The organism is Sulfurospirillum sp. UCH001 (assembly GCF_001548035.1).
Lineage (GTDB): Bacteria > Campylobacterota > Campylobacteria > Campylobacterales > Sulfurospirillaceae > Sulfurospirillum.
In genome coordinates this window covers 351,387-370,994 of record NZ_AP014723.1, presented here as the reverse complement: position 1 = coordinate 370,994, position 19,608 = coordinate 351,387, and the positions used below count along the sequence as shown (strand labels likewise).

At 37.3% G+C, this 19,608-nt stretch carries 20 protein-coding genes; 4 read left to right on the top strand and 16 right to left on the bottom strand.

The window, feature by feature from the left end; translation table 11 throughout:
* Positions 1-37: 37 nt before the first annotated feature.
* The 8 genes from hemE to UCH001_RS01855 form a co-directional block, all read right to left on the bottom strand.
* The gene (gene hemE / locus UCH001_RS01890) at positions 38-1,060 is read right to left on the bottom strand and encodes a uroporphyrinogen decarboxylase (protein WP_067173578.1); all 1,023 of its coding nucleotides are present in this window, start codon (positions 1,058-1,060) and stop codon (positions 38-40) included.
* A complete protein-coding gene (locus UCH001_RS01885) occupies positions 1,060-1,569 on the bottom strand; it encodes a YqhA family protein (protein ID WP_067173575.1) in 510 nt (169 codons plus the stop codon). Before UCH001_RS01885 ends, hemE begins: the two co-directional genes overlap by 1 nt.
* A complete protein-coding gene (locus UCH001_RS01880; protein WP_067173572.1) occupies positions 1,569-2,597 on the bottom strand; it encodes an aspartate-semialdehyde dehydrogenase in 1,029 nt (342 codons plus the stop codon). Before UCH001_RS01880 ends, UCH001_RS01885 begins: the two co-directional genes overlap by 1 nt.
* An 87-nt stretch (positions 2,598-2,684) precedes the next feature.
* The gene (locus UCH001_RS01875; protein ID WP_067173568.1) at positions 2,685-3,848 is read right to left on the bottom strand and encodes a sigma-54 dependent transcriptional regulator; all 1,164 of its coding nucleotides are present in this window, start codon (positions 3,846-3,848) and stop codon (positions 2,685-2,687) included.
* 26 nt (positions 3,849-3,874) lie between these two features.
* A complete protein-coding gene (locus UCH001_RS01870) occupies positions 3,875-4,267 on the bottom strand; it encodes a hypothetical protein (protein WP_067173566.1) in 393 nt (130 codons plus the stop codon).
* A complete protein-coding gene (locus tag UCH001_RS01865) occupies positions 4,243-4,683 on the bottom strand; it encodes an LPP20 family lipoprotein (protein ID WP_067173563.1) in 441 nt (146 codons plus the stop codon). Before UCH001_RS01865 ends, UCH001_RS01870 begins: the two co-directional genes overlap by 25 nt.
* A 48-nt stretch (positions 4,684-4,731) precedes the next feature.
* Positions 4,732-7,263, bottom strand: coding sequence for a DNA gyrase subunit A (gene gyrA, locus UCH001_RS01860; RefSeq protein WP_067173560.1), 2,532 nt, complete (start codon positions 7,261-7,263; stop codon positions 4,732-4,734).
* A 78-nt stretch (positions 7,264-7,341) separates the two neighbouring features.
* Positions 7,342-8,100, bottom strand: a complete 759-nt coding sequence (locus UCH001_RS01855) for a transposase (RefSeq protein ID WP_067173557.1) — start codon at positions 8,098-8,100, stop codon at positions 7,342-7,344.
* A gap of 84 nt (positions 8,101-8,184) precedes the next feature.
* Here UCH001_RS01855 and UCH001_RS01850 point away from each other — a divergent pair, with 84 nt between their 5' ends.
* Positions 8,185-8,691 (top strand): hypothetical protein, encoded by a 507-nt coding sequence (locus tag UCH001_RS01850; protein WP_067173554.1) that lies wholly within the window; start codon positions 8,185-8,187, stop codon positions 8,689-8,691.
* Positions 8,692-8,835: 144 nt separating this feature from the next.
* Complete coding sequence (locus UCH001_RS01845; protein ID WP_231963950.1) at positions 8,836-10,146, top strand: MFS transporter; 1,311 nt, start codon at positions 8,836-8,838, stop codon at positions 10,144-10,146.
* 33 nt (positions 10,147-10,179) lie between these two features.
* Here the strand turns inward: UCH001_RS01845 and UCH001_RS01840 are convergent, their stop codons facing one another.
* Genes UCH001_RS01840 through UCH001_RS01830 form a run of 3 tightly spaced genes read right to left on the bottom strand, consistent with a single transcriptional unit; the run spans position 10,180 to position 13,478 of the window.
* Positions 10,180-10,752, bottom strand: coding sequence for a ComF family protein (locus UCH001_RS01840; protein WP_067173551.1), 573 nt, complete (start codon positions 10,750-10,752; stop codon positions 10,180-10,182).
* A gap of 3 nt (positions 10,753-10,755) precedes the next feature.
* On the bottom strand, positions 10,756-12,549 hold the full coding sequence (lepA, locus tag UCH001_RS01835) for a translation elongation factor 4 (protein WP_067173548.1): 1,794 nt from the start codon (positions 12,547-12,549) through the stop codon (positions 10,756-10,758).
* A complete protein-coding gene (locus tag UCH001_RS01830) occupies positions 12,549-13,478 on the bottom strand; it encodes a ribose-phosphate pyrophosphokinase (RefSeq protein WP_067173545.1) in 930 nt (309 codons plus the stop codon). The genes lepA and UCH001_RS01830 overlap by 1 nt, the downstream gene beginning before the upstream one ends.
* Before the next feature lie 138 nt (positions 13,479-13,616).
* Here UCH001_RS01830 and UCH001_RS01825 point away from each other — a divergent pair, with 138 nt between their 5' ends.
* Positions 13,617-14,441 (top strand): DUF4405 domain-containing protein, encoded by an 825-nt coding sequence (locus UCH001_RS01825; RefSeq protein ID WP_067173541.1) that lies wholly within the window; start codon positions 13,617-13,619, stop codon positions 14,439-14,441.
* Positions 14,438-14,761, top strand: coding sequence for an EF-hand domain-containing protein (locus UCH001_RS01820; protein WP_067173537.1), 324 nt, complete (start codon positions 14,438-14,440; stop codon positions 14,759-14,761). The genes UCH001_RS01825 and UCH001_RS01820 overlap by 4 nt, the downstream gene beginning before the upstream one ends.
* Positions 14,762-14,791: 30 nt before the next feature.
* Here UCH001_RS01820 and UCH001_RS01815 read toward each other — a convergent pair whose 3' ends face one another.
* The 5 genes from UCH001_RS01815 to UCH001_RS01795 are packed head-to-tail and all read right to left on the bottom strand — an operon-like array spanning position 14,792 to position 19,608.
* Positions 14,792-15,154, bottom strand: a complete 363-nt coding sequence (locus tag UCH001_RS01815; protein WP_067173534.1) for an EamA family transporter — start codon at positions 15,152-15,154, stop codon at positions 14,792-14,794.
* Positions 15,154-16,287, bottom strand: coding sequence for a dTDP-4-amino-4,6-dideoxygalactose transaminase (rffA, locus tag UCH001_RS01810; RefSeq protein ID WP_067173531.1), 1,134 nt, complete (start codon positions 16,285-16,287; stop codon positions 15,154-15,156). The genes UCH001_RS01815 and rffA overlap by 1 nt, the downstream gene beginning before the upstream one ends.
* Positions 16,284-16,976 carry a WbqC family protein gene (locus tag UCH001_RS01805; RefSeq protein ID WP_067173528.1) on the bottom strand — a complete coding sequence of 231 codons (693 nt, stop codon included), beginning with the start codon at positions 16,974-16,976 and terminating at the stop codon, positions 16,284-16,286. Before UCH001_RS01805 ends, rffA begins: the two co-directional genes overlap by 4 nt.
* Positions 16,973-17,902, bottom strand: coding sequence for a glycosyltransferase family 2 protein (locus UCH001_RS01800; protein WP_067173525.1), 930 nt, complete (start codon positions 17,900-17,902; stop codon positions 16,973-16,975). The genes UCH001_RS01805 and UCH001_RS01800 overlap by 4 nt, the downstream gene beginning before the upstream one ends.
* 20 nt (positions 17,903-17,922) lie before the next feature.
* Positions 17,923-19,608, bottom strand: coding sequence for a hypothetical protein (locus UCH001_RS01795; RefSeq protein WP_067173521.1), 1,686 nt, complete (start codon positions 19,606-19,608; stop codon positions 17,923-17,925).

Below are 19,608 nucleotides of genomic sequence, written 5' to 3'. Positions count from 1 at the left end.
CAGGGGAAGAGAGTATGCCCTAAAATAGGGCATACTGTTATAGTTTAGTACGCGTTTGGACTTGATTAATGAAGTATTTTGCGTTTTCTACAGGAATATCTGGGAGAATTCCATGTCCTAAATTGAAGACATGACGTTCATTTTTCATAACATTGACGATATGAGAAATCCCTTTATCAATGGCTTCTTTACTGTAAAGGCGTGTTGGTTCCATATTTCCTTGAAGGACATATTTATGACCCAATTTTTCTTTTGCAAGCTCAAGTGGCGTTGACCAATCCACGCCAAAAACATCAAACTCGCCATCGATTTTATCAAGGTAACCACTGATACCTTTTGGAAACAAAATCACTGGAACATGTGGGTATTTAGCTTTGAGATAAGCGCTAATCTCTTTCATATATGACCAGCTAAATTCAAAGTAAGCACTCTCTTCAAGTGCTGCAGCCCATGAGTCGAAAATCATCACAACGTTAGCGCCATTTTGAATTTGACGATCCATATACCCTTTAAGCACTTCCGTTACTTTTTTAAGTAATGCATGCATAAACGTTGGATCAGAATAGATAAGCTTTTTTACCAATGCGTACGTTTTAGTACCTTGTCCTTCAATCATATAGGTTGCAAGTGTCCAAGGCGCACCACAAAAACCAATCAATGCTTTATCTGCAGCAAGTTTGCCACGAATAAGGCGAATGGTTTCATAAACGTATTCTAAACCATCAATAGCTTTTTGAACATCCAGTTTGTCAAGATCAGCTTGGTTCTTAATAGGATGTGTGAAAACAGGCCCCTCACCTTTTAAAAACTGAAGTTCCATTCCCATTTCTAGAGGAACAACTAAAATATCGCTAAATAAAATAGCAGCATCAACACCTAAAATATCCACAGGCTGAAGCGTGACTTCGCATGCCTTCTCAGGGTCTTTACACAGAGATAAAAAATCCCCTGCTTGTGCTCTTACTTCCATATACTCTGGTAAATAGCGTCCCGCTTGACGCATCATCCATACTGGAGTATAAGGAGTTTTTTTACCGAAACACGCATCTACAAAAATCATCAGTGCTTTCCACCTTTATGTAAAAAGTAAAGTCCTAAAGAGAGTGCTGTAATTGAAATAGCAAAATAAAGCATCTCTAATGAACCTTTATAATCAGTATGTAAAACACGCTGAAAAAAGCTCACTACTAAAACCATGACGATGACTTTAGCAATCTTATCCTTAAGCTCGTCCAAAGAGCTTACATATAAAACCTTATCGCCACCAGTGCCTTTTGCTACATCAATATCTGAAATGAACAGTTCATAAATACCAAAACCAAAAATCAGTAAAACAACTGCAATCAAATAAAGATCAACGGCACCGATAATTTCAGCGACAACGTCAGCATGAAAATTTTCAGGATGTATTCCCATGAAAAAATATTTATACGTCGCAATAACGACATGATATAAATCTGCACTGCCAATGAGGAAAAGTGCAAATGCTGCAAAGATACTAAAGATTACGGCAAGTAAAATAACAAGTCTACTTGCCCATAATCCTTTTTCAAACCAACGCTCAAGCATTACGCTTCTTCTCTCTTAATCCATTTTTGTGCGATTCTTACTGCATTGGTTGCAGCACCCACACGAATTTGGTCAGCAACACACCATAAGTGAAGAACGTTATCGCGATTGATATCTTTACGAATTCTTCCTACGTATGTTTCATTAGTATCAGTTGAGATAATTGGCATTGGGTACTCTTTTTTTGCTGGGTTGTCGATAACAACAACATTCTCAGCATTTTTGAGTGCTTCAATTGCCTTATCCAAATTGACATCTTTTTCAAAATGAATCGTAATCGCTTCAGAGTGACTTCTCATAACAGGAACACGTACACATGTAGCACTGATTTCCATTTTTTTACCCAAGATTTTTTGGGTCTCATTGACCATTTTCATCTCTTCTTTAGTGTATGCGTTATCCATAAAAACATCGATATGAGGAATAACATTGAGCGCAATTTGATGTGCAAATGTTTTTGGCTCACATTGATCCAATTTAAAGGCAAAAAAGTCTTGCATTTGGTTAACAAGCTCTTCCATACCGCCTTTTCCTGCACCACTTACCGCTTGGTATGTTGCAACATCCACACGTGTAATGTTAAACAAATCATCGAGTGGCTTTAACACTTGTACCATCTGAATAGTTGAACAGTTTGGATTTGCGATGATACCTCTGTTTTGCCATTGGTCAATATCATCTGGATTACACTCAGGAACAACCAAAGGAACGTCCGCATCCATTCTGAAATGGCTTGTATTGTCGATGACTACTGCACCTGCCTCTGCTGCAAATGGAGCATAGTGTGCTGAAATGTCACCACCGGCACTAAAAAATGCAATTTCAACATCGTTCTCTTCAAATGCTTTTTCAGTAAGCTCAAGTACTTTATAGGTTTTGCCTTTGAACTCAAGTTCAATACCTGCACTTTTACTGCTTGCTAATGGAACAAGATTATTGACAGGGAAGTCAACCTCTTCTAAAACTCTAACTAACTCTTCGCCAACCGCACCAGTAGCTCCAACGATTGCTACATTGTACTTTTTCATTTCTCTTACCTTCATTTTTTATCTGAGACTTTTTTAATAACCCAATAGAGTTGGTATTAAGTTATCAAAAAAGTCTATTTTATTTCACTATGAACTAAACCAGTTACGACTCTCTAGGAAAAGATCTTCTTTGCTAATCGCTTCGGTATCACTTAGGATCACTGCACGTTCTACGACAGAAATCAACTCTCTAATATTTCCAGGCCATCGATACGCCATCAATGACTCAATCGCTTCTTCTGAAAAATAACGCTTTTGTAAACCGTATTTTTTTGTAACACGCTCTAATATAACTTCACAAATCGGCAGAATCTCTTCTTTACGTTGGCGAAGTGGCGCTATTTCTATAGGAATCGTATTGAGCCTATAGTAAAGGTCTTCCCTGAAACGTCCCTCTTTGATGCTTTTCTTAATATCGGCATTCGTTGCAGAAACAATACGTACATCAATCGGTAATTCTTTCGTTCCACCTACGCGTACCATAACACGCTCTTGAATCACTCTTAAAAGCTTGGCTTGAAGTGTCATAGGCATCTCACCAATTTCATCTAAAAAGAGTGTTCCTCCGTTGGCAACTTCAAAATAACCCTTCTTTTCAGCTGTTGCATCCGTAAAAGCGCCTTTTTCATACCCAAAAAGTTCACTCTCTAAAAGGTTTTCAGGAATGGCTGCCATATTGATTGCAACAAAAGGGTTTTTAGCGCGTGGAGAGTTTTTATGCACGTAATTCGCAAAAAGCTCTTTACCGACACCACTCTCACCCAAAAGAAGGACACTCACATCCGTTTTTGCAGCTTTTCGTGCAATAGAAAGCGCTTTTTCAAGCTCAGGAGAACTTGCAATAAAATCTCCATTATCTTCTTTGCTACTATCGATCTTCTCAAAACTCTCTTTAACTTTTGTTCGGATTTTATTATGTCGCTTAATGGCTTCAACCAATGTTTCAATTTCAAAAGGTTTGGTTAAAAAGTCTTTCACGCCTAAGCGTACAGATTCAATGGCACGACTGAGAGTTGCGTTACCTGTAATGACGATAATATCATACTGACCATCTAATTTTTTAATGAACTCAATGCCATCCATTCCAGGCATATTAATATCAGTGACAATCAGATCAACACTTGAATCAATTTTTTTGAGAGCATCTAATGCACTTTTGTAAGTAGAAATTTTAAATTCTTCATATTCACCTAGAGCGATTTCTAGGGATTTTCTCATATTTATATCATCTTCTACGATTGCAACATGCATTTACATCAATCCTACCAAAAAGTGTTTTACCTAATGGCATTTATGGTAGCAAATTCATCTTTAAAATCTACTGTGAAGCGAACAGGCTCAATCACCAATTCAATTCTGTCACTTCCTTGTTTTAAATGTTGTTCATTCCATGAAAGAATATGCGAAGAGAGTTGGTAAAAACAGGGAAGAATTTCATCAAAATGTTTTCGTAAAAATTGCTCTTTTGGGAGATTCTGTGTATTGGATAGCTGTAGGGTACACAATTTCTGTGATTTTCCCTCATAAGGAACCATTACAGGAGCAATGTTTTTTTGTTCATGAACCACAAGTCCATTTGCAGTGACGATTTTATAGGAAAACCAAAAAACATCACTGCAAAAAAGTGCTTGTGAAGCGCCTAAAATTAGTAGGCAAAGAGTTCTTGCCACCTACGTGCGCTCATCGTAATTTCCATTCTAACACTGTATAAGCCATCTTTAAATGCTGCATCTGTAATAGCTGCATCTTTAACAAGGGCATTAACCTGTGCAACGATACGAGAATCTTTTAATGCTGCATCTTGAACAGTCTCACTTGAATTAATTTTAACGCCATAAAGTTTTTCGCCAAGTTGACGGTAACCATCGGTAATCGCTGCACGTTTTGCAAGAGCAATTGCTTGCGCAGGTGAAACTGTATTTTTAGGTGCAATGCCTTCACCATAAACAACAAAGGATTTTTCATTGCTAAAATCATACATTGCATCTTTTGGATTTTTGGCTGGTTCTTCTTTCTTCGCTGAACAACCCGAAATCACTAACACCAAACCTAAACTTGCCAAAAGTGTCATAAACCATCTATTCATAGCTACACCTTTAAATATTTTTTTGTTTTGAAGCAACTACTATTCCAATTACTCAGCGCTTGGTGTATCATCTACAATCAAGCTTCCCTCATTAGAAGAACTCTCATCACCTTCTTCAAATTCACCCTCAAGCTCATCGCTCTCTTCTTTTGGACAACGCGCAATACTTGCAACTACGTCACTACCCTCAACAGAAACGACTTTAACACCGCTGGTATTACGTCCTGCTTTTCGGATAGTTTCCATATCCACACGGATCATTTTACCACTGCTGCTGAGCGCCATAAGGTCTTTATCTTCATCAACAATAACAACACCTACTAGATCGGCCGTTTTTGCTGTCAACTTCATAGCGATAACACCTTTACCACCACGATTTTGTAAACGATACTCTTCTGCCGTTGTTCGTTTACCAATACCTTTTTCAGTAACGGTTAAAAGCTCTTCTTGCTCATTGTAAATAACCGCAGCACCCACAACGCAATCGTTCTCTTCTTTAAAGCGAATTCCAGTAACACCACGTGCAGTTCTTCCGATTTCACGTGCATCACCTACTTCAAAACGAATACACATACCTTTTTTGGTTACGATAAATAAGAACTGCGCATCTTGTGTTACAATTTTCGCAGTCACTAAACCATCATCATCATCTAAAGTAATCGCACGAACACCTACAGAACGAATATTTTTAAATTCGCTCAAATTAGTACGCTTAATGACACCATTTTTGGTAAAGAATGCAATTGATTTTGTTTCATCAAAGTCAGTCGTTGGAATGATTGCCATAATCTTCTCATCTGCTTGTAGCTGTACGAGATTGACAACCGCTTTACCTTTTGCTGTACGGCTTCCTTCAGGAATTTTATACACTTTTAACCAGTAGAGTTGTCCGCGATCGGTTACAAACATCAAGGTATCATGGGTATCAGAAACGAAGAAACTCTCAATAAAGTCATCATCGTACGTTGTTACAGCGATTTTGCCTTTACCACCACGTTTTTGTTTCTCATACTGCTTAAGTGGAACACGTTTAATGTAACCACGGTGAGTAATGGTGACAACCATTGGCTCATTTGCGATCAAGTCTTCCACATCAATATCATCGTAATCATCAACGATTTCTGTGATACGTTTTGATTTGAATTTGTCTTTAATCTCTAATAACTCTTCTTTAATCAAGTTGTTAAGAAGTGCTTCACTGCGTAAGATGTCGCTGAGGCGTTGAATTTCAAGTAACAACTCAGCCAATTCATTTTCAATTTTGTCTCTCTCAAGTCCTGTAAGACGTTGGAGTCTCATATCAAGGATTGCACCTGCTTGAACTTCACTGAGATTGAAACGCTCAATCAAGCCGTCTTTTGCGCTTTTTGTATCGGCACTGCTTTTGATTAACGCGATGATTTCATCGATGTTATCAAGCGCAATTTTAAGACCTTCTAAGATGTGCGCTTTTGCTTTTGCTTTTTCAAGGTCAAAAATAGTACGACGAATAATAACGGTTTTACGATGACGTAAAAAGAGTTGTAACAATTCGATCAATGTAAAGATTTTTGGTTCTTTATTGTGAATTGCAAGTAAAATAACACCAAATGTTACTTCTAAGCTGGTTGATTTATAAAGGTTATTAAGAACAATGTCACTCATCGCTTCACGTTTGAGTTCAATAACAAGACGAATACCTTCACGGTCACTCTCATCACGAATTTCACTGATACCTTCAATCATTTTCTCTTTTACAAGACCAACGATTTGTTCAATCAAACGTACTTTGTTACATTGATATGGAAGTTCATCCACAACAATGATGTCTTTATTTCCTTTTTTCTCGATATGCGTTTTCGCACGAATTCTAACACGACCACGTCCTGTACGGTATGCTTCGATGATTCCTTTTTTACCAAAGATAATACCGCTTGTTGGGAAATCTGGGCCTTTGATGAATTCCATAATCTCTTCAAGTGTTGCTTCTGGATTGTCAATAAGAAGCAAAAGTCCATCTAAAAGTTCATCTAAACAGTGTGGTGGAATGTTTGTTGCCATACCTACCGCAATACCACTTGAGCCATTAAGCAATAAGTTAGGAACACGGCTTGGAAGAACGTCTGGCTCTACCATACTATCATCATAGTTTGGAACAAAATCAACGGTGTCTTTATCTAAATCTCTGAGCAACTCTTCGGCAAGTGGTGTCATACGAGCTTCTGTATAACGCATAGCAGCCGCATTATCACCATCGATAGAACCGAAGTTTCCTTGACCATCAACCATAGGAATACGCATAGAAAAAGGTTGAGCCATACGAACAAGTGCATCATAAACAGCTGTATCACCATGTGGGTGGTACTTACCGATAACATCACCAACGATACGTGCCGATTTCTTGTATGGGCTACGTGAAGAGATCGCAAGATCATTCATCGCATATAAAATTCTTCTATGAACTGGTTTCAAACCATCTCTTGCATCAGGAAGCGCACGTCCGATGATAACGCTCATCGAATAATCAAGATAACTGGTCTTAATCGACTCTTCAATACTAATCGTTTTGATGTCTTGGTTAGAATCAAAAATATTATCCATTCATTAACCTTACAATATAAAATTGTTTCATTTTACTTTTCTTTTCCTTTTGTTTCAATAGGGGTCAGGGCTAAACTTTTAACTTTTTAGTATTTTACTCACTCCCGCAACGCTTAGAGAAATATTTCTTGCGATCTCACTTTTACTATATCCATCGTTATAAGCATTTTTTATTGCTTCATTTCTTTGCTGTTTATTTTGTACATTCATAAAATAACTTTCAAGTTTTTCTTTATGCAAAGGCTGAATTTCACTATTGTGATGATTGTACTTCGTTTGATGAAATGTGTTGATGCGTGTGCGTTCTTCTAGACTAAGAGGAATGCTTAACAGATCAAATAACTCATGGGTATGATAATCTCGTAAAACAAAACTGTTTTGTAAAAAGGCAGGTATAGCATCTTTTAAAATACTATAAGTAGAACAAAACATGTAATCACCTATTCTTTGGCTCATTCCTGCTTTGATTGGATTATTTTCAATATACTTAAAAAGTGTAAAGAGATATTTTTGATCTAAAACATACCATGACTTGAATCTATCTTGCCACAAATGTCCTACTCTTTGATGCCGCTTATTGAAATATGTTGCGTACTGCGCATTTAATTGGCGCATGCCTGAAGAGAGATTTTCACGCGTATTTTGTACTAAAATATGATAATGGTTGTCCATCAAACAAAATGCATGTATATTAAACTTATACTCTCTAGCAATACTTGCTATCAGTTCAATAAATTTTGCTTTATCTTTTTCATCTTCAAAAACATTTCCTTTTGCTACACCTCTATTGTATATATGATGGTATCCTAAGCTTTCAATACGTAATCTTCGTGGCATAAATACCCTCTTTTTTTGCTAGAATTCTAACATAAGAATACAAAAAGTTAAAAGTTTAGCCCTGACCCCTTTAAAGGAATTAATGTGAATGAAACTGTGCTCAAAGTTGTAATTATTATATCTATCCTTGTGATGTTCATTATCCTTTATACGACGGGTATTGCTTTTGTATTAGGAAGTGTTTCCACCTATAATGTTTTATTGCATAAAATTGCTGCTTTAATGATTCTTTTACTTTTAAGTGTCCATGCATGGCTTAGGCGTTGTACTATTAGACGGCTTGCGCAAGAATGCATCGCAATTCTTTTTAACAAACATATCCGCCATGAAGACAACATCGATTTTCTAATTCACAACACAAAAAATCAGTCTTTTACTGCGCTATGTGCATTGTTTAATTGGGATGTTTCATTTCTTCAAACTAAACTTTTAGAAAATCATGTCAATGTTGAAAATATTGAGAATACCCTCAAAACGATTGCTAAAAGCAACGATAAAGATATGTATGAAATACTTCTACTCATGATGAAATTACATGTTGAAAAAAATAGTTCTTCTCCTCAGTATCAAAGTTCATGTAATATGAAATAATCTTCAAAATACACCTTCACGTATGTATCTTCTACCAATAAGCACCTTATGGTTATTTTCTAAACAATTTTAGGCCCTTTTTTTCGCACTAGGCAAAAAGAATTTTGTTATACTTCGTGTTTTACAAAAGGAAGGATAATTCTCATGCCAACACGAAAAGCAATGATGCATAAAAGATTACTCAATGCTCAAGACTATAAAACACTTTCATTATCAGCTTTTGGTGGGGCATTAGAGTTCTATGACTTTATTATTTTTGTCTTTTTTTCCAAAGTCATTGGAGGTTTGTTTTTTCCCGCGGATATGCCTGTGTGGCTCAGTCAACTGCAAACATTTGGTATCTTTGCAGCTGGTTACTTAGCGCGCCCATTTGGTGGTGTTGTTATGGCACACTTTGGCGACCTTTTTGGTAGAAAACGCATGTTTACTTTTAGCATACTTCTTATGGCAGTGCCTACACTTCTAATCGGTTGTTTACCAACCTATGCTGTTATAGGCTATTTTGCACCTATATTGCTTCTTTTTCTTCGTATCTGCCAAGGCTTAGCAGTCGGTGGAGAGATACCAGGGGCATGGACATTTGTTGCAGAGCATGTTCCAAAAGATAAAGTAGGCCTTGCCTGTGGCACACTTACATCTGGACTCACTTTGGGTATTTTTCTTGGTTCAGTAGTTTCCATTATGATGCAAAGTCATTTTAATGCAACCGAGATGAACAGCTGGGCATGGAGAATTCCATTTATCGTGGGTGGAATTTTTGGATTTATCGCAATGTATCTTAGACGTTGGCTTAAAGAGACACCCATCTTTCTAGAAATGCAAAAAAGAGAGAAAGCTGATATATCAAAAAAATTGCCTATCTGGAATGTTCTGTCTGATCATTTACCACAAGTAAGCCTTTCCATTTTATTGACATGGGTTTTATCTGCGGGAATCATGGTTGTCATTGTTACTGCACATGTTTATCTACAAGGTCAGTTTGGTTTTTCAGAAATAGATGTTTCTGTTTCAAGACTTCTGGCAACTATTGGATTAGCAATAGGATGTGTATTTTATGGTTATTTTGCAGATAAATTTTCTATTGGTAAAGTTATCTCAGCTGGTTGTCTTTTTGCAACTCTAGCCATTGGAACATTTTTTGTGTCACTCTCATTTGGAAATGAAATCTTATACATTACCTATCCTATCGCAGGCTTTAGTGTAGGGATTGTTGGGGCATTTCCTTACTATATGGTACGTGCCTTTCCAGCGAAAGTCAGATACAGTGGTGTTGCTTTTTCCTTTAATATTTCCTATGCGATTACTGGTGCACTCACCTCTTTTCTTATCCCAATCCTTGCTAATTTTTTCAGCAAATACGCCGCAGGATTTTATGTGATTGGTGTCTTTGTATGTGGCGCTGTTCTTGGCTGGTATATTATTCGTAAAGAAAAAGAGTTATCTGAAGATATATAAAACAAAACGGTAGAGTCTCTCTATCGTTTTATTTTAGTTCTCTTTTGCATCCGCCAAAACAAGCGCAAACAGTACATTCACGTCATGTTTTTTCAGTGCGTCATGTGCCTCTTTTAGGGTACTTCCTGTTGTGACAATATCATCAATCAAAACAATATCTACTTGCTCTTTTATTTTAACAACAAAGTCACGTTTATTGGTTTTTCTATAAGCCCTACTTTTGCCAGAATAGCTTATATGATTTTGCGCTCTTAAACTGCAATAGAGTGGCATTAAATAAGGTTGTGTTGCTTTGGCTAAAATGGCACTATGTGAATAACCATGTCTTACATGATCATCAATGGGTATCGCGTAAATTCCTCTGGGTAATTCAAACGTTTTAAAAAATTCAAAAAATGTGTGCTTTCCAAGTTGTGTAAAAATCTTAGCGCCGATGTAGGTATGTTTAGTGTGAAGCAGTGGAGCGATATCATTATAGTTGTAAAAAGAGTACACCTTCAGTCCACTCTCTAAAATTCTAAAAGCAGGAGTTGGTGCTAAAATAGTTTTGAGACAATGCTTACACAGTGGTTGCCAACTCAGTCCAAGACAAAGTTGGCAACGCATGTGTTAGTCTATTTTAAGGATGGTTAAGAAAGCTTCTTGAGGCAATTGGACTTTACCAATTGACTTCATACGTTTTTTACCCTCTTTTTGTTTTTCAAGAAGTTTGCGTTTACGGGTAATATCGCCGCCGTAACATTTAGCCGTGACGTTTTTGCCCATCGATTTGACGGTTTCACGAGCAATAACTTTATTGCCAATGCTTGCTTGAATAGCCACTTCAAAAAGCTGACGAGGCACAATCTCTTTCATCGCTTTTACAAAATCACGTCCTCTTGTTTGAGCACTGATGCGTGGAACAATGATAGAAAGTGCATCCACCACCTCTCCAGCAACAAGAACATCGAGCTTGACAAGATCCCCCGCTTGGTAACCAATCGGTTCATAATCAAAACTTGCGTAGCCTTTTGAGACAGATTTGAGTTTGTCATAAAAATCCATTACAATTTCATTGAGAGGAATTTCATACTCCAATAAAACACGTTCAGGACTTAAATAATCCATCTTTTTTTGGTTACCCCGTTTATTGTTCATCAAAATGATGATGTTTCCAAGAAATTCTGTAGGTGTTAAAACGGTTGCTTTCACATACGGCTCTGAAATCTCTTCGATTTCATTCACCGGTGGTAATTCACTTGGGTTATGAATATCTAACTCCACACCTTTTGTTGTTTTGACTTTATAGGTAACCGTTGGCGCTGTAGCAATCAAGTCAAGATCAAACTCTCGCTCCAGACGCTCTTTAATCACTTCCATATGTAGAAGCCCTAAAAAGCCAACTCTAAAACCAAATCCAAGAGCGGCAGAGGTTTCTGGCTCATACGAAATGCTTGAATCATTGAGGCTTAATTTATCAAGTGCATCACGTAACTCTTCAAATTTATCTGTTTCAATTGGATAAAGACCTGCAAAAACAAACTGTTTCGCCTCTTTAAATCCACCAACAGCCTCAGCTGTTTTTTTACGATTGTCAGTGATGGTATCACCCACTTGAACGTCACCTACGTTTTTAAGTCCAAGGACGACGATGCCCACTTCTCCAGTTTTAATCTCAGTCGTTTTTTGCATCGCAAGAGGGTGTGGATACATCAAGTTTAAAACTTCATGTTTTTTACCTGTACCCATAACATAGACATCTTGACCTTTGGTGATGCTTCCATCATACACGCGTACAAGTGCAAGCGCACCCAAATAGTTATCGAACCAGCTATCATAAATTAATGCCTTTGTTGGGGCATTTTCATCACCTTGAGGAGCTGGAATTTTATCGACAATGGTATCGAGAAGTTCACGAATACCAATGCCACTTTTAGCACTGACGTTTAAAGCATGTGTACAATCAAGTCCAATCGTATGCTCAATTTCATCTTTTACACGCTCAGGATCAGCCGCAGGAAGGTCTATTTTATTGATGACAGGGATAATTTCTAAATTATTTTCAATGGCAATGTAAACATTCGCAATGGTTTGTGCTTCAACACCTTGAGAGGCATCGACAACTAAAAGAGCACCATCACTTGAAGCGAGTGAACGACTGACTTCATAAGAGAAGTCAACGTGACCTGGAGTGTCAATAAGGTTTAGGACATAAGGCTGTCCATCTTTGACATACGTTAAACGTACACTTTGGGCTTTGATAGTGATGCCACGCTCTTTTTCGATGTCCATGGTGTCCATCATTTGGGTGGTCATTTCACGTTCACTCACCGCGCCGCACTCTTGGATAAGGCGGTCTGCTAAGGTACTTTTACCGTGATCAATATGGGCGATGATTGAGAAGTTACGAATATGTTTCTGCATTAAATAAAGAGTCCATTTACACTTTCATTGTGATAAACACGGCGAATGACTTCAGCAAATACAGGAGCAACACTAAGCACTTTAATTTTTGGATTCGCTTCTTTAAGAGGAATAGTGTCCGTTACAACTAATTCGTCTAACTCACCTTTAGCGATACGCTCATACGCTGGACCACTAAAAACAGCATGTGTACAACATGCCATAACGCTTGTTGCACCTCTTTTTTTAAGCACTTCGGCTGCTTTAACGATCGTGCCTGCTGTATCGATCATGTCGTCCACTAAAATAACATCTTTACCTGAAACATCACCAATAATGTTCATGACTTCAGACTCATTGGCTTTTTCACGACGTTTATCAACAATGACCATATCAACACCCAAAAGTTTTGCAAAACTACGTGCTCGTGCAACACCACCGATATCAGGGCTTGCAATAATTGGGTTTTTAAGATTTTTAGCTTTTACGTAGTCGTTGAAGATAATAGAGCCATAAAGGTTATCTACTGGGATATCAAAAAAGCCTTGAATTTGTCCTGCGTGCAAATCAATCGTTACAACACGGTCAATTCCAGCAGTTTGGATCATATTGGCAACTAACTTTGCCGTAATAGGAACACGAGGCGCAGCTTTTCTGTCTTGTCTCGCATAGCCAAAGTAAGGCATAATTGCCGTGATGCTGTTTGCAGAACTACGTCTTAGAGCATCTGTTAAAATTAACAATTCCATCAAGTTAACGTTAGCAGGTGCACAGGTTGACTGGATGATAAACACATCTTTTCCGCGTACACTCTCACTGATTTGAACACTGATTTCGCCATCGCTAAAGGTCTTAATCTCAGCTGCTGAAAGAGGGAGAGAAAGATGTTTCGCCACTCGTTTTGCAAACTCTGGATTTGCCGTTCCTGCAAAGACTTTATAGCCTCTCATTTTAAATATCCTTTACATCAAAAAGTTTTCTATTTTATCCAAAAGGGACTTAAGATAGCGTTAACACTCTTTTAACATTAAAGTGCCATAATATCACGAGAACTAATTTACATTATAAGTTTTTTAAAGGAAGCTATGATGATCTCATTTAGACGTTTTATCTCTTTAACCATTAGCTTTTCATTTCTTGTGATGAGTTATACAGGTATTATTCTCTTTTTAGCACCCAAAGGAAGAGTTGCAAATTGGACCAATTGGGAGCTTTTAGGACTTGATAAAACACACTATACTCATTTACACGTAACGTTTATGGTACTTTTTCTTTTTGGTATGATTTTTCATATTTATTTTAATTGGTCATCTCTTATCAATTACCTGAAAAATAAAGCACGTACATTTTCACTTTTAACCAAAGAATTTTTACTTGCATTTGGCATCAATGTACTTTTTGTTCTAGGAACACTCTATTATTGGCCTCCATTTGATCAATTTTTAGACTTTCAAGATGACCTCAAGACTATGTGGGAGAAAAAAGTAGATAAAGCCCCTTATAACCATGCAGAGCTATCAACATTAGAAGAGTTTTCACACAAAATGGGGATACCCACATCCACCATTCTTTCTAACTTAAATACCCATCATCTTCAAGGTATTACGCTCACAAAAACAATTCATCAAATTGCTAAAGAAAATAGCAAATCTCCTGCACAAATTTTTGACATCATTCAAACAAAACCATCCATTCAGCCTTTAAAAGAAGGTGGTGGCTATGGTCAACTTCGTCTTAAAGAAGCAGCAATTCAACATGCATTTGATCTTCAAAATGCTTTGCAATTTATTGCAGAAAGAGGCTATCAAGCACATGAAAATACAACATTAAAAGAAGCTGCCAATGCACTCAATTTAAAACCAATCGAGCTTTTAGAATTACTAAAATCATCCCAAATAAAGGAGTCAAGATGAAAAAAACACTTTTGTTTTTAACCATAGTTAGCCTTTTAGGTTTAGGTCTTCACGCTGCAGATACTACACGTGGGCCTATCGGATTTGAAGCATACGATAAGAACAAAGATGGCGTGATTACAAAAGAGGAATTTGACAGTGTTAAAGCAGAGCGTATGAGCGCTAAAGCAGACGCAGGCCTTCCTATGAGAAATGCCGACAACTCACCTGATTTTAGCTTTTTTGATGCAAATAAAGATGGGAAAATTACAAAAGAAGAGTTTCAAAAAGGTCAGTTAGAACGTATGCAAGAAAATAGACAAAATAGAGGTGCAAAATAACCCTAAGAGGAGGCGATTTCTTGCTTCCTCTTATGCACGACTTGAGATAAAAATACCAAGTACGATTAACGCAAGTCCTAGAATTTTATAAAGTGTAACACTCTCGCTAAATAAAAAGACAGATGAAATAAAAACAACAACAAATGTAAGCCCCATAAATGGATACGCGTAACTTAGTTCAAACTTTGTCATCGCTGCCATCCAGCACAAAGAAGCGACAAAAGCAGACACAAACCCACTGAGAATAAATGGATCTAAAAAGAGTTTTAGCAAAAAGATAATTTTTTCAATTGTTTGCTCTGGTAAATGCCCATAATTAGGGATACGCCATTTAATGACAAGTTGTCCATAAACAGTAAAAAAAATCGTTCCAAAGATATATAAATGCGCCATTACTGTGCACTCCATTTTACCAATATTTCACATACAGCATCAATTTCCTCTAACGTGATGCCATAATACAATGGCAAACGAATCAATCTCTCACTCTCTTTTGTTGTGTAAAGATCCTCACCAAACATACGACCAAATTTAATACCAGCAGGAGCACTGTGTAAAGGAACATAATGAAAAACCGCTCCAATATTTGCCTCTTTGAATTTTTCCAGAAGTGCTGTTCTCTCTGCTAAATCTTTAACTTTAAGATAGAACATATGGGCATTATGCTGACACTCATCAGGAATGAACGCCAGTTCAATAATACCTCGTTTTGCAAGAGGTTCAAGTCTTTCATAGTAGTTTTTCCATGCATTTAAACGATATGTTTGAATCACATCTACCATCTCCAATTCTCCCCACAGATAGGCTGCTTGAAGCTCGCTCGGTAGATAACTACTTCCAATATCCATCCAACCATACTTGTCAACCATTCCTCTAAAAAACTGGCTACGGTTTGTTCCTTTTTCACGAATAATTTCTGCTCTATGAGAAAATCGTTCATCATTAATCAGTAAAAGTCCACCTTCACCGCCACTGGTAACATTTTTCGTTTCATGAAAACTAAATGCTCCTAAATGACCAATCGTCCCAAGAGGTTTTCCTTTATAGGTACTTTCAAAGCCTTGTGCTGCATCTTCAACAACAAAGAGATTGTGACGGTTTGCGATATCCATAATATCATCCATATTGCACCCAACTCCAGCATAATGTACAGGTACAATTGCTTTCGTTTTTGGTGTAATTGCAGCTTCTATAAGACGTTCATCAATGTTCATGGTTTCTGGGTGGATGTCAACAAAAACAATTTTAGCCCCACGAAGCGCAAATGCATCGGCAGTACTAACAAAAGTGTAACTAGGCATGATGACCTCATCACCTTCTTTAATCTCTAAAAGTAAAGCGGCCATTTCAAGGGCATGTGTACACGAAGGAGTCAGTAAAGTCTTAGGACACGCATAGCGCTTTTCAAACCACTCTTGACAACGTTTACCAAAGGCGCCATCTCCTGATATTTTCAAACTTTTCATTGCTTCTAGTACGTATTTTTCTTCATTTCCTGTTAAAGGAGGTTTATTAAAATGTATCATTGTTGTGTACTCTTTAAAAAATTTTTGGCATTTTCGCCTTCATTTAGGATCAAATCGATCACGCTCACACCATGCTCAAACGGTGGAAACAGTTGATGGTACTCTTTGTACCCACTATAATCCATCCATTCCACAGCAATTCCCGCCTCTTTAAAAATAGACTCATCCAAATAATCACGTGCAGCTGGTCCACTTAAGTACGTTGTTGCACCCAAATCTTGGCACAGAGCCAAAAGGCGTTCACTTTTACCATCAGCTAGTACAAATTCTCTTGAATCACGAATCACGGTTTTTATCTCTAACATAGAACATATTGCATCGATAAAATGACGATTGATCTCGCTAATCGTCTCCATCGTAGCATCCATATATAAGGCTTCAAATTGCTCTTTGTATGCCTTAAAATGAGGTGCTTTTGCATAATTTTGTGAAATGCTTCGCCAATGATTTACATTCCATTTAGGGTCTGTAATTTTTGTCTCATTGATTTTTTGATGTAAACTCTCTTGACGCACAGGGATACTGAGCCACTGAAGCCCATTTTGAGTTTTAATTTTATTGCGATTGCGCCAATCATTTTTAGTGTACTGCATGTCATCATACAAAATGAACTCATCCACACTTCCAATAATGTCAAAATATCCTTTCCAAGGGATATAGTTTGATTGTAAGATAGCTATTTTTTTCATAAATTTATTGTCTCTTGAATAATATAAAGTGGGCGACGTTTGACTTCATCAAAAATCTTTCCAATGTAAAGCCCCGTAATACCAATAATCGCAAATAAAAGACCAAACATAAAAAACATCGAAACCATTAAACTTGTCCAACCTTCCGCTGGCGTATGATAAAAGAAGTAACGAATCACAAGCCATCCTGCATAAATAAGGCTCGCTAACGCTATAAAAAAGCCCAATTGAATCGAAAGACGTAGAGGCTTGTTGGAATGAGAAACGATAGAGTCTATGGCAAGTCGAATCAGCTTTGTGAGATTATACGAAGACTGCCCATAGGCGCGAGATGCATGTTCAATATCAATTTCTGTTTTTTTAAAACCAACCATTTTGGCAAATAAGAGAAAATCACGGCTATGTTCACGGTAACGATTGATCGTCTCAACAACTTTTTGTGCATAGATACCAAAATTGGCAATGCTATTGTCGTGTTTTGTCTCGGTGAAATACTCTAACACTTTATTGAATGCTTTTGAACCTAGTTGTTTAAAGAAACTATCTTGTCTTTCTGCACGTCTTCCAAAAACAATGTCATAGCCATCAAGTGCTTTATTATAAAGTTTAATAATCTCTTCAGGTCTATCTTGTAGATCGCAATCCATGACAACGACCCAATCCCCTTTTGCATAGTCTAGGCCTGCAGTGATAGCATAGTGCTGTCCAAAATTACGAGAGAGGTTGATTCCTTTAACGCGACTATCTTTTGCACACAACATGACAATCCGCTCCCACGAAGCTTGAGGGCAGGCATCATTGACCAAAATAATCTCAAAATTTTCAGTGATTTGAGAGAGTGTTTTAACCAGTCGATCATAGAGTTCAAACAAACACTCTTTACAGCCATAAATGGGAGAAACAACACTAATCTTAACAGACTCCAAGCTACGCCTTTATATGTAAATTATGGAGCCGTCATTATACGCTTTTTCTTCCTAGCTTCAGCTTTACTTTTTTTCACATAGAGCGGATTCTTTTCAAAGACAACGATCGTATATTTACCAAACTTAAATTCTTCAATAGGATCAGGCATATTGAGATTCTTGATACCCACTTCAAGATCTGGGATATCTTCATGTTCTACCATAAAAAATACTTTGCCATCCGTTGAATCTTTTTGGTACCATCTATCACTAGATAACCACTTAATAAGTGAGACTCCTTTTTCATCAATTTCAATAGGGCGAATATCTACCTCTCCATCACTAAAAACGGTGTAAATATGAGAATCCCAATAAGAAGCGTACCCAAAATGAAGATTACGTGTTTTAAGCTCTTCGACCAATGCAATACGCTCATCAACAATGCCTCTCCATTCTTTAGGCGAAACATAGTTCCAAGAAAGAGATAATGCCATTGCAAGACAAAGTGATAAAATCAATTTCATAAACAATGAAAAGAAGCGCCACATAATGACATTACAGACTAAAATCATCATTAAAAAAGGAGAAATATAACGAATATTATTGCGTGCAGCCCATGCATGCTCATGTAAACCTGTTGTAGCATAAAGAACCAAGATAATGCTAAAACCTACGTAGGAGAAAAGTACAAAGAAGCGTTCAGTGGCACTCATTTGGTAAAAAGCACGTTTAATGTGTAGTGCAGGAATAATTAAAACAAAAGGGTAGAGCGCAAATTTAAGTAATGAAACGACACCTTCTATAGAAGCGGCACGAACACCTTCATTCCATTCAGCACCTATAAAATTTAAAAGTCCTAAAAGGGCATGTGCTGCATGCACAGGAAGGATTTCTAAAGAAACAAGCCCTGCGTTATTGGCACCACCTGCTAAATGTAGGCTTTCTAAAAGATTGAAATGCGCCATCGCAGCAAGTCCCATAACCACACACGCAAAGGCAAAAATAACAAGACGCTTTACTGATAAAACCCGTTTTAAGGCATGTTGAAAAGTCTTAAGACTATCCCTCGCAAAATAAATACTTAATGCAAGCGCTCCAAAAAAAGGCGCAACATAATAGACAAAAAAGCGTACGGGATTAGCAAGTACAAGCAGATAGAGCAACATCATAAAGAAGATAAAGGCTTTAATTTGCGTACTTTTGCTAATGACATGAGGACTCAGTTTTCTAAAAATAAACATAAATGCGATCATAAATAAAAAGTACCATGTATACGCAGCTTCTCCATAAAGTTCACGCAAATACATTGGTGAATAACCAATACACACAACAACGCTGCCCATGATAGAAGAGGCACGAGAAAGCATCAAAGAACGAAGGAAAAGATAGATAAAAACGATCATGAAAATGCTCACTTCAAAGACCGTAAAAGCGTGAGCAAAATAACCATTTTTACCTGCGAGAACCCAAGGAATAACTAAAAGTTGTTTGTAAAAAACCCATAAATCATTATTGACATACCACCAATGGCTAGGGAAAAAAGTTCCTGCAAGCACAATCTCTTCAGCCAAAATGTTGGCGATAGCAGCATCTGAATTAAAAAAAGCACGATACGTTTTAAAAATATAAAAACTAATTTCATAAAGAACAAAGCTTAAGAGAAGCAATGCACCTAAGAGGGGAAGATGCTTTTTGAGTTGATATTTTAAGTAGCGTGTTTTAGTCAT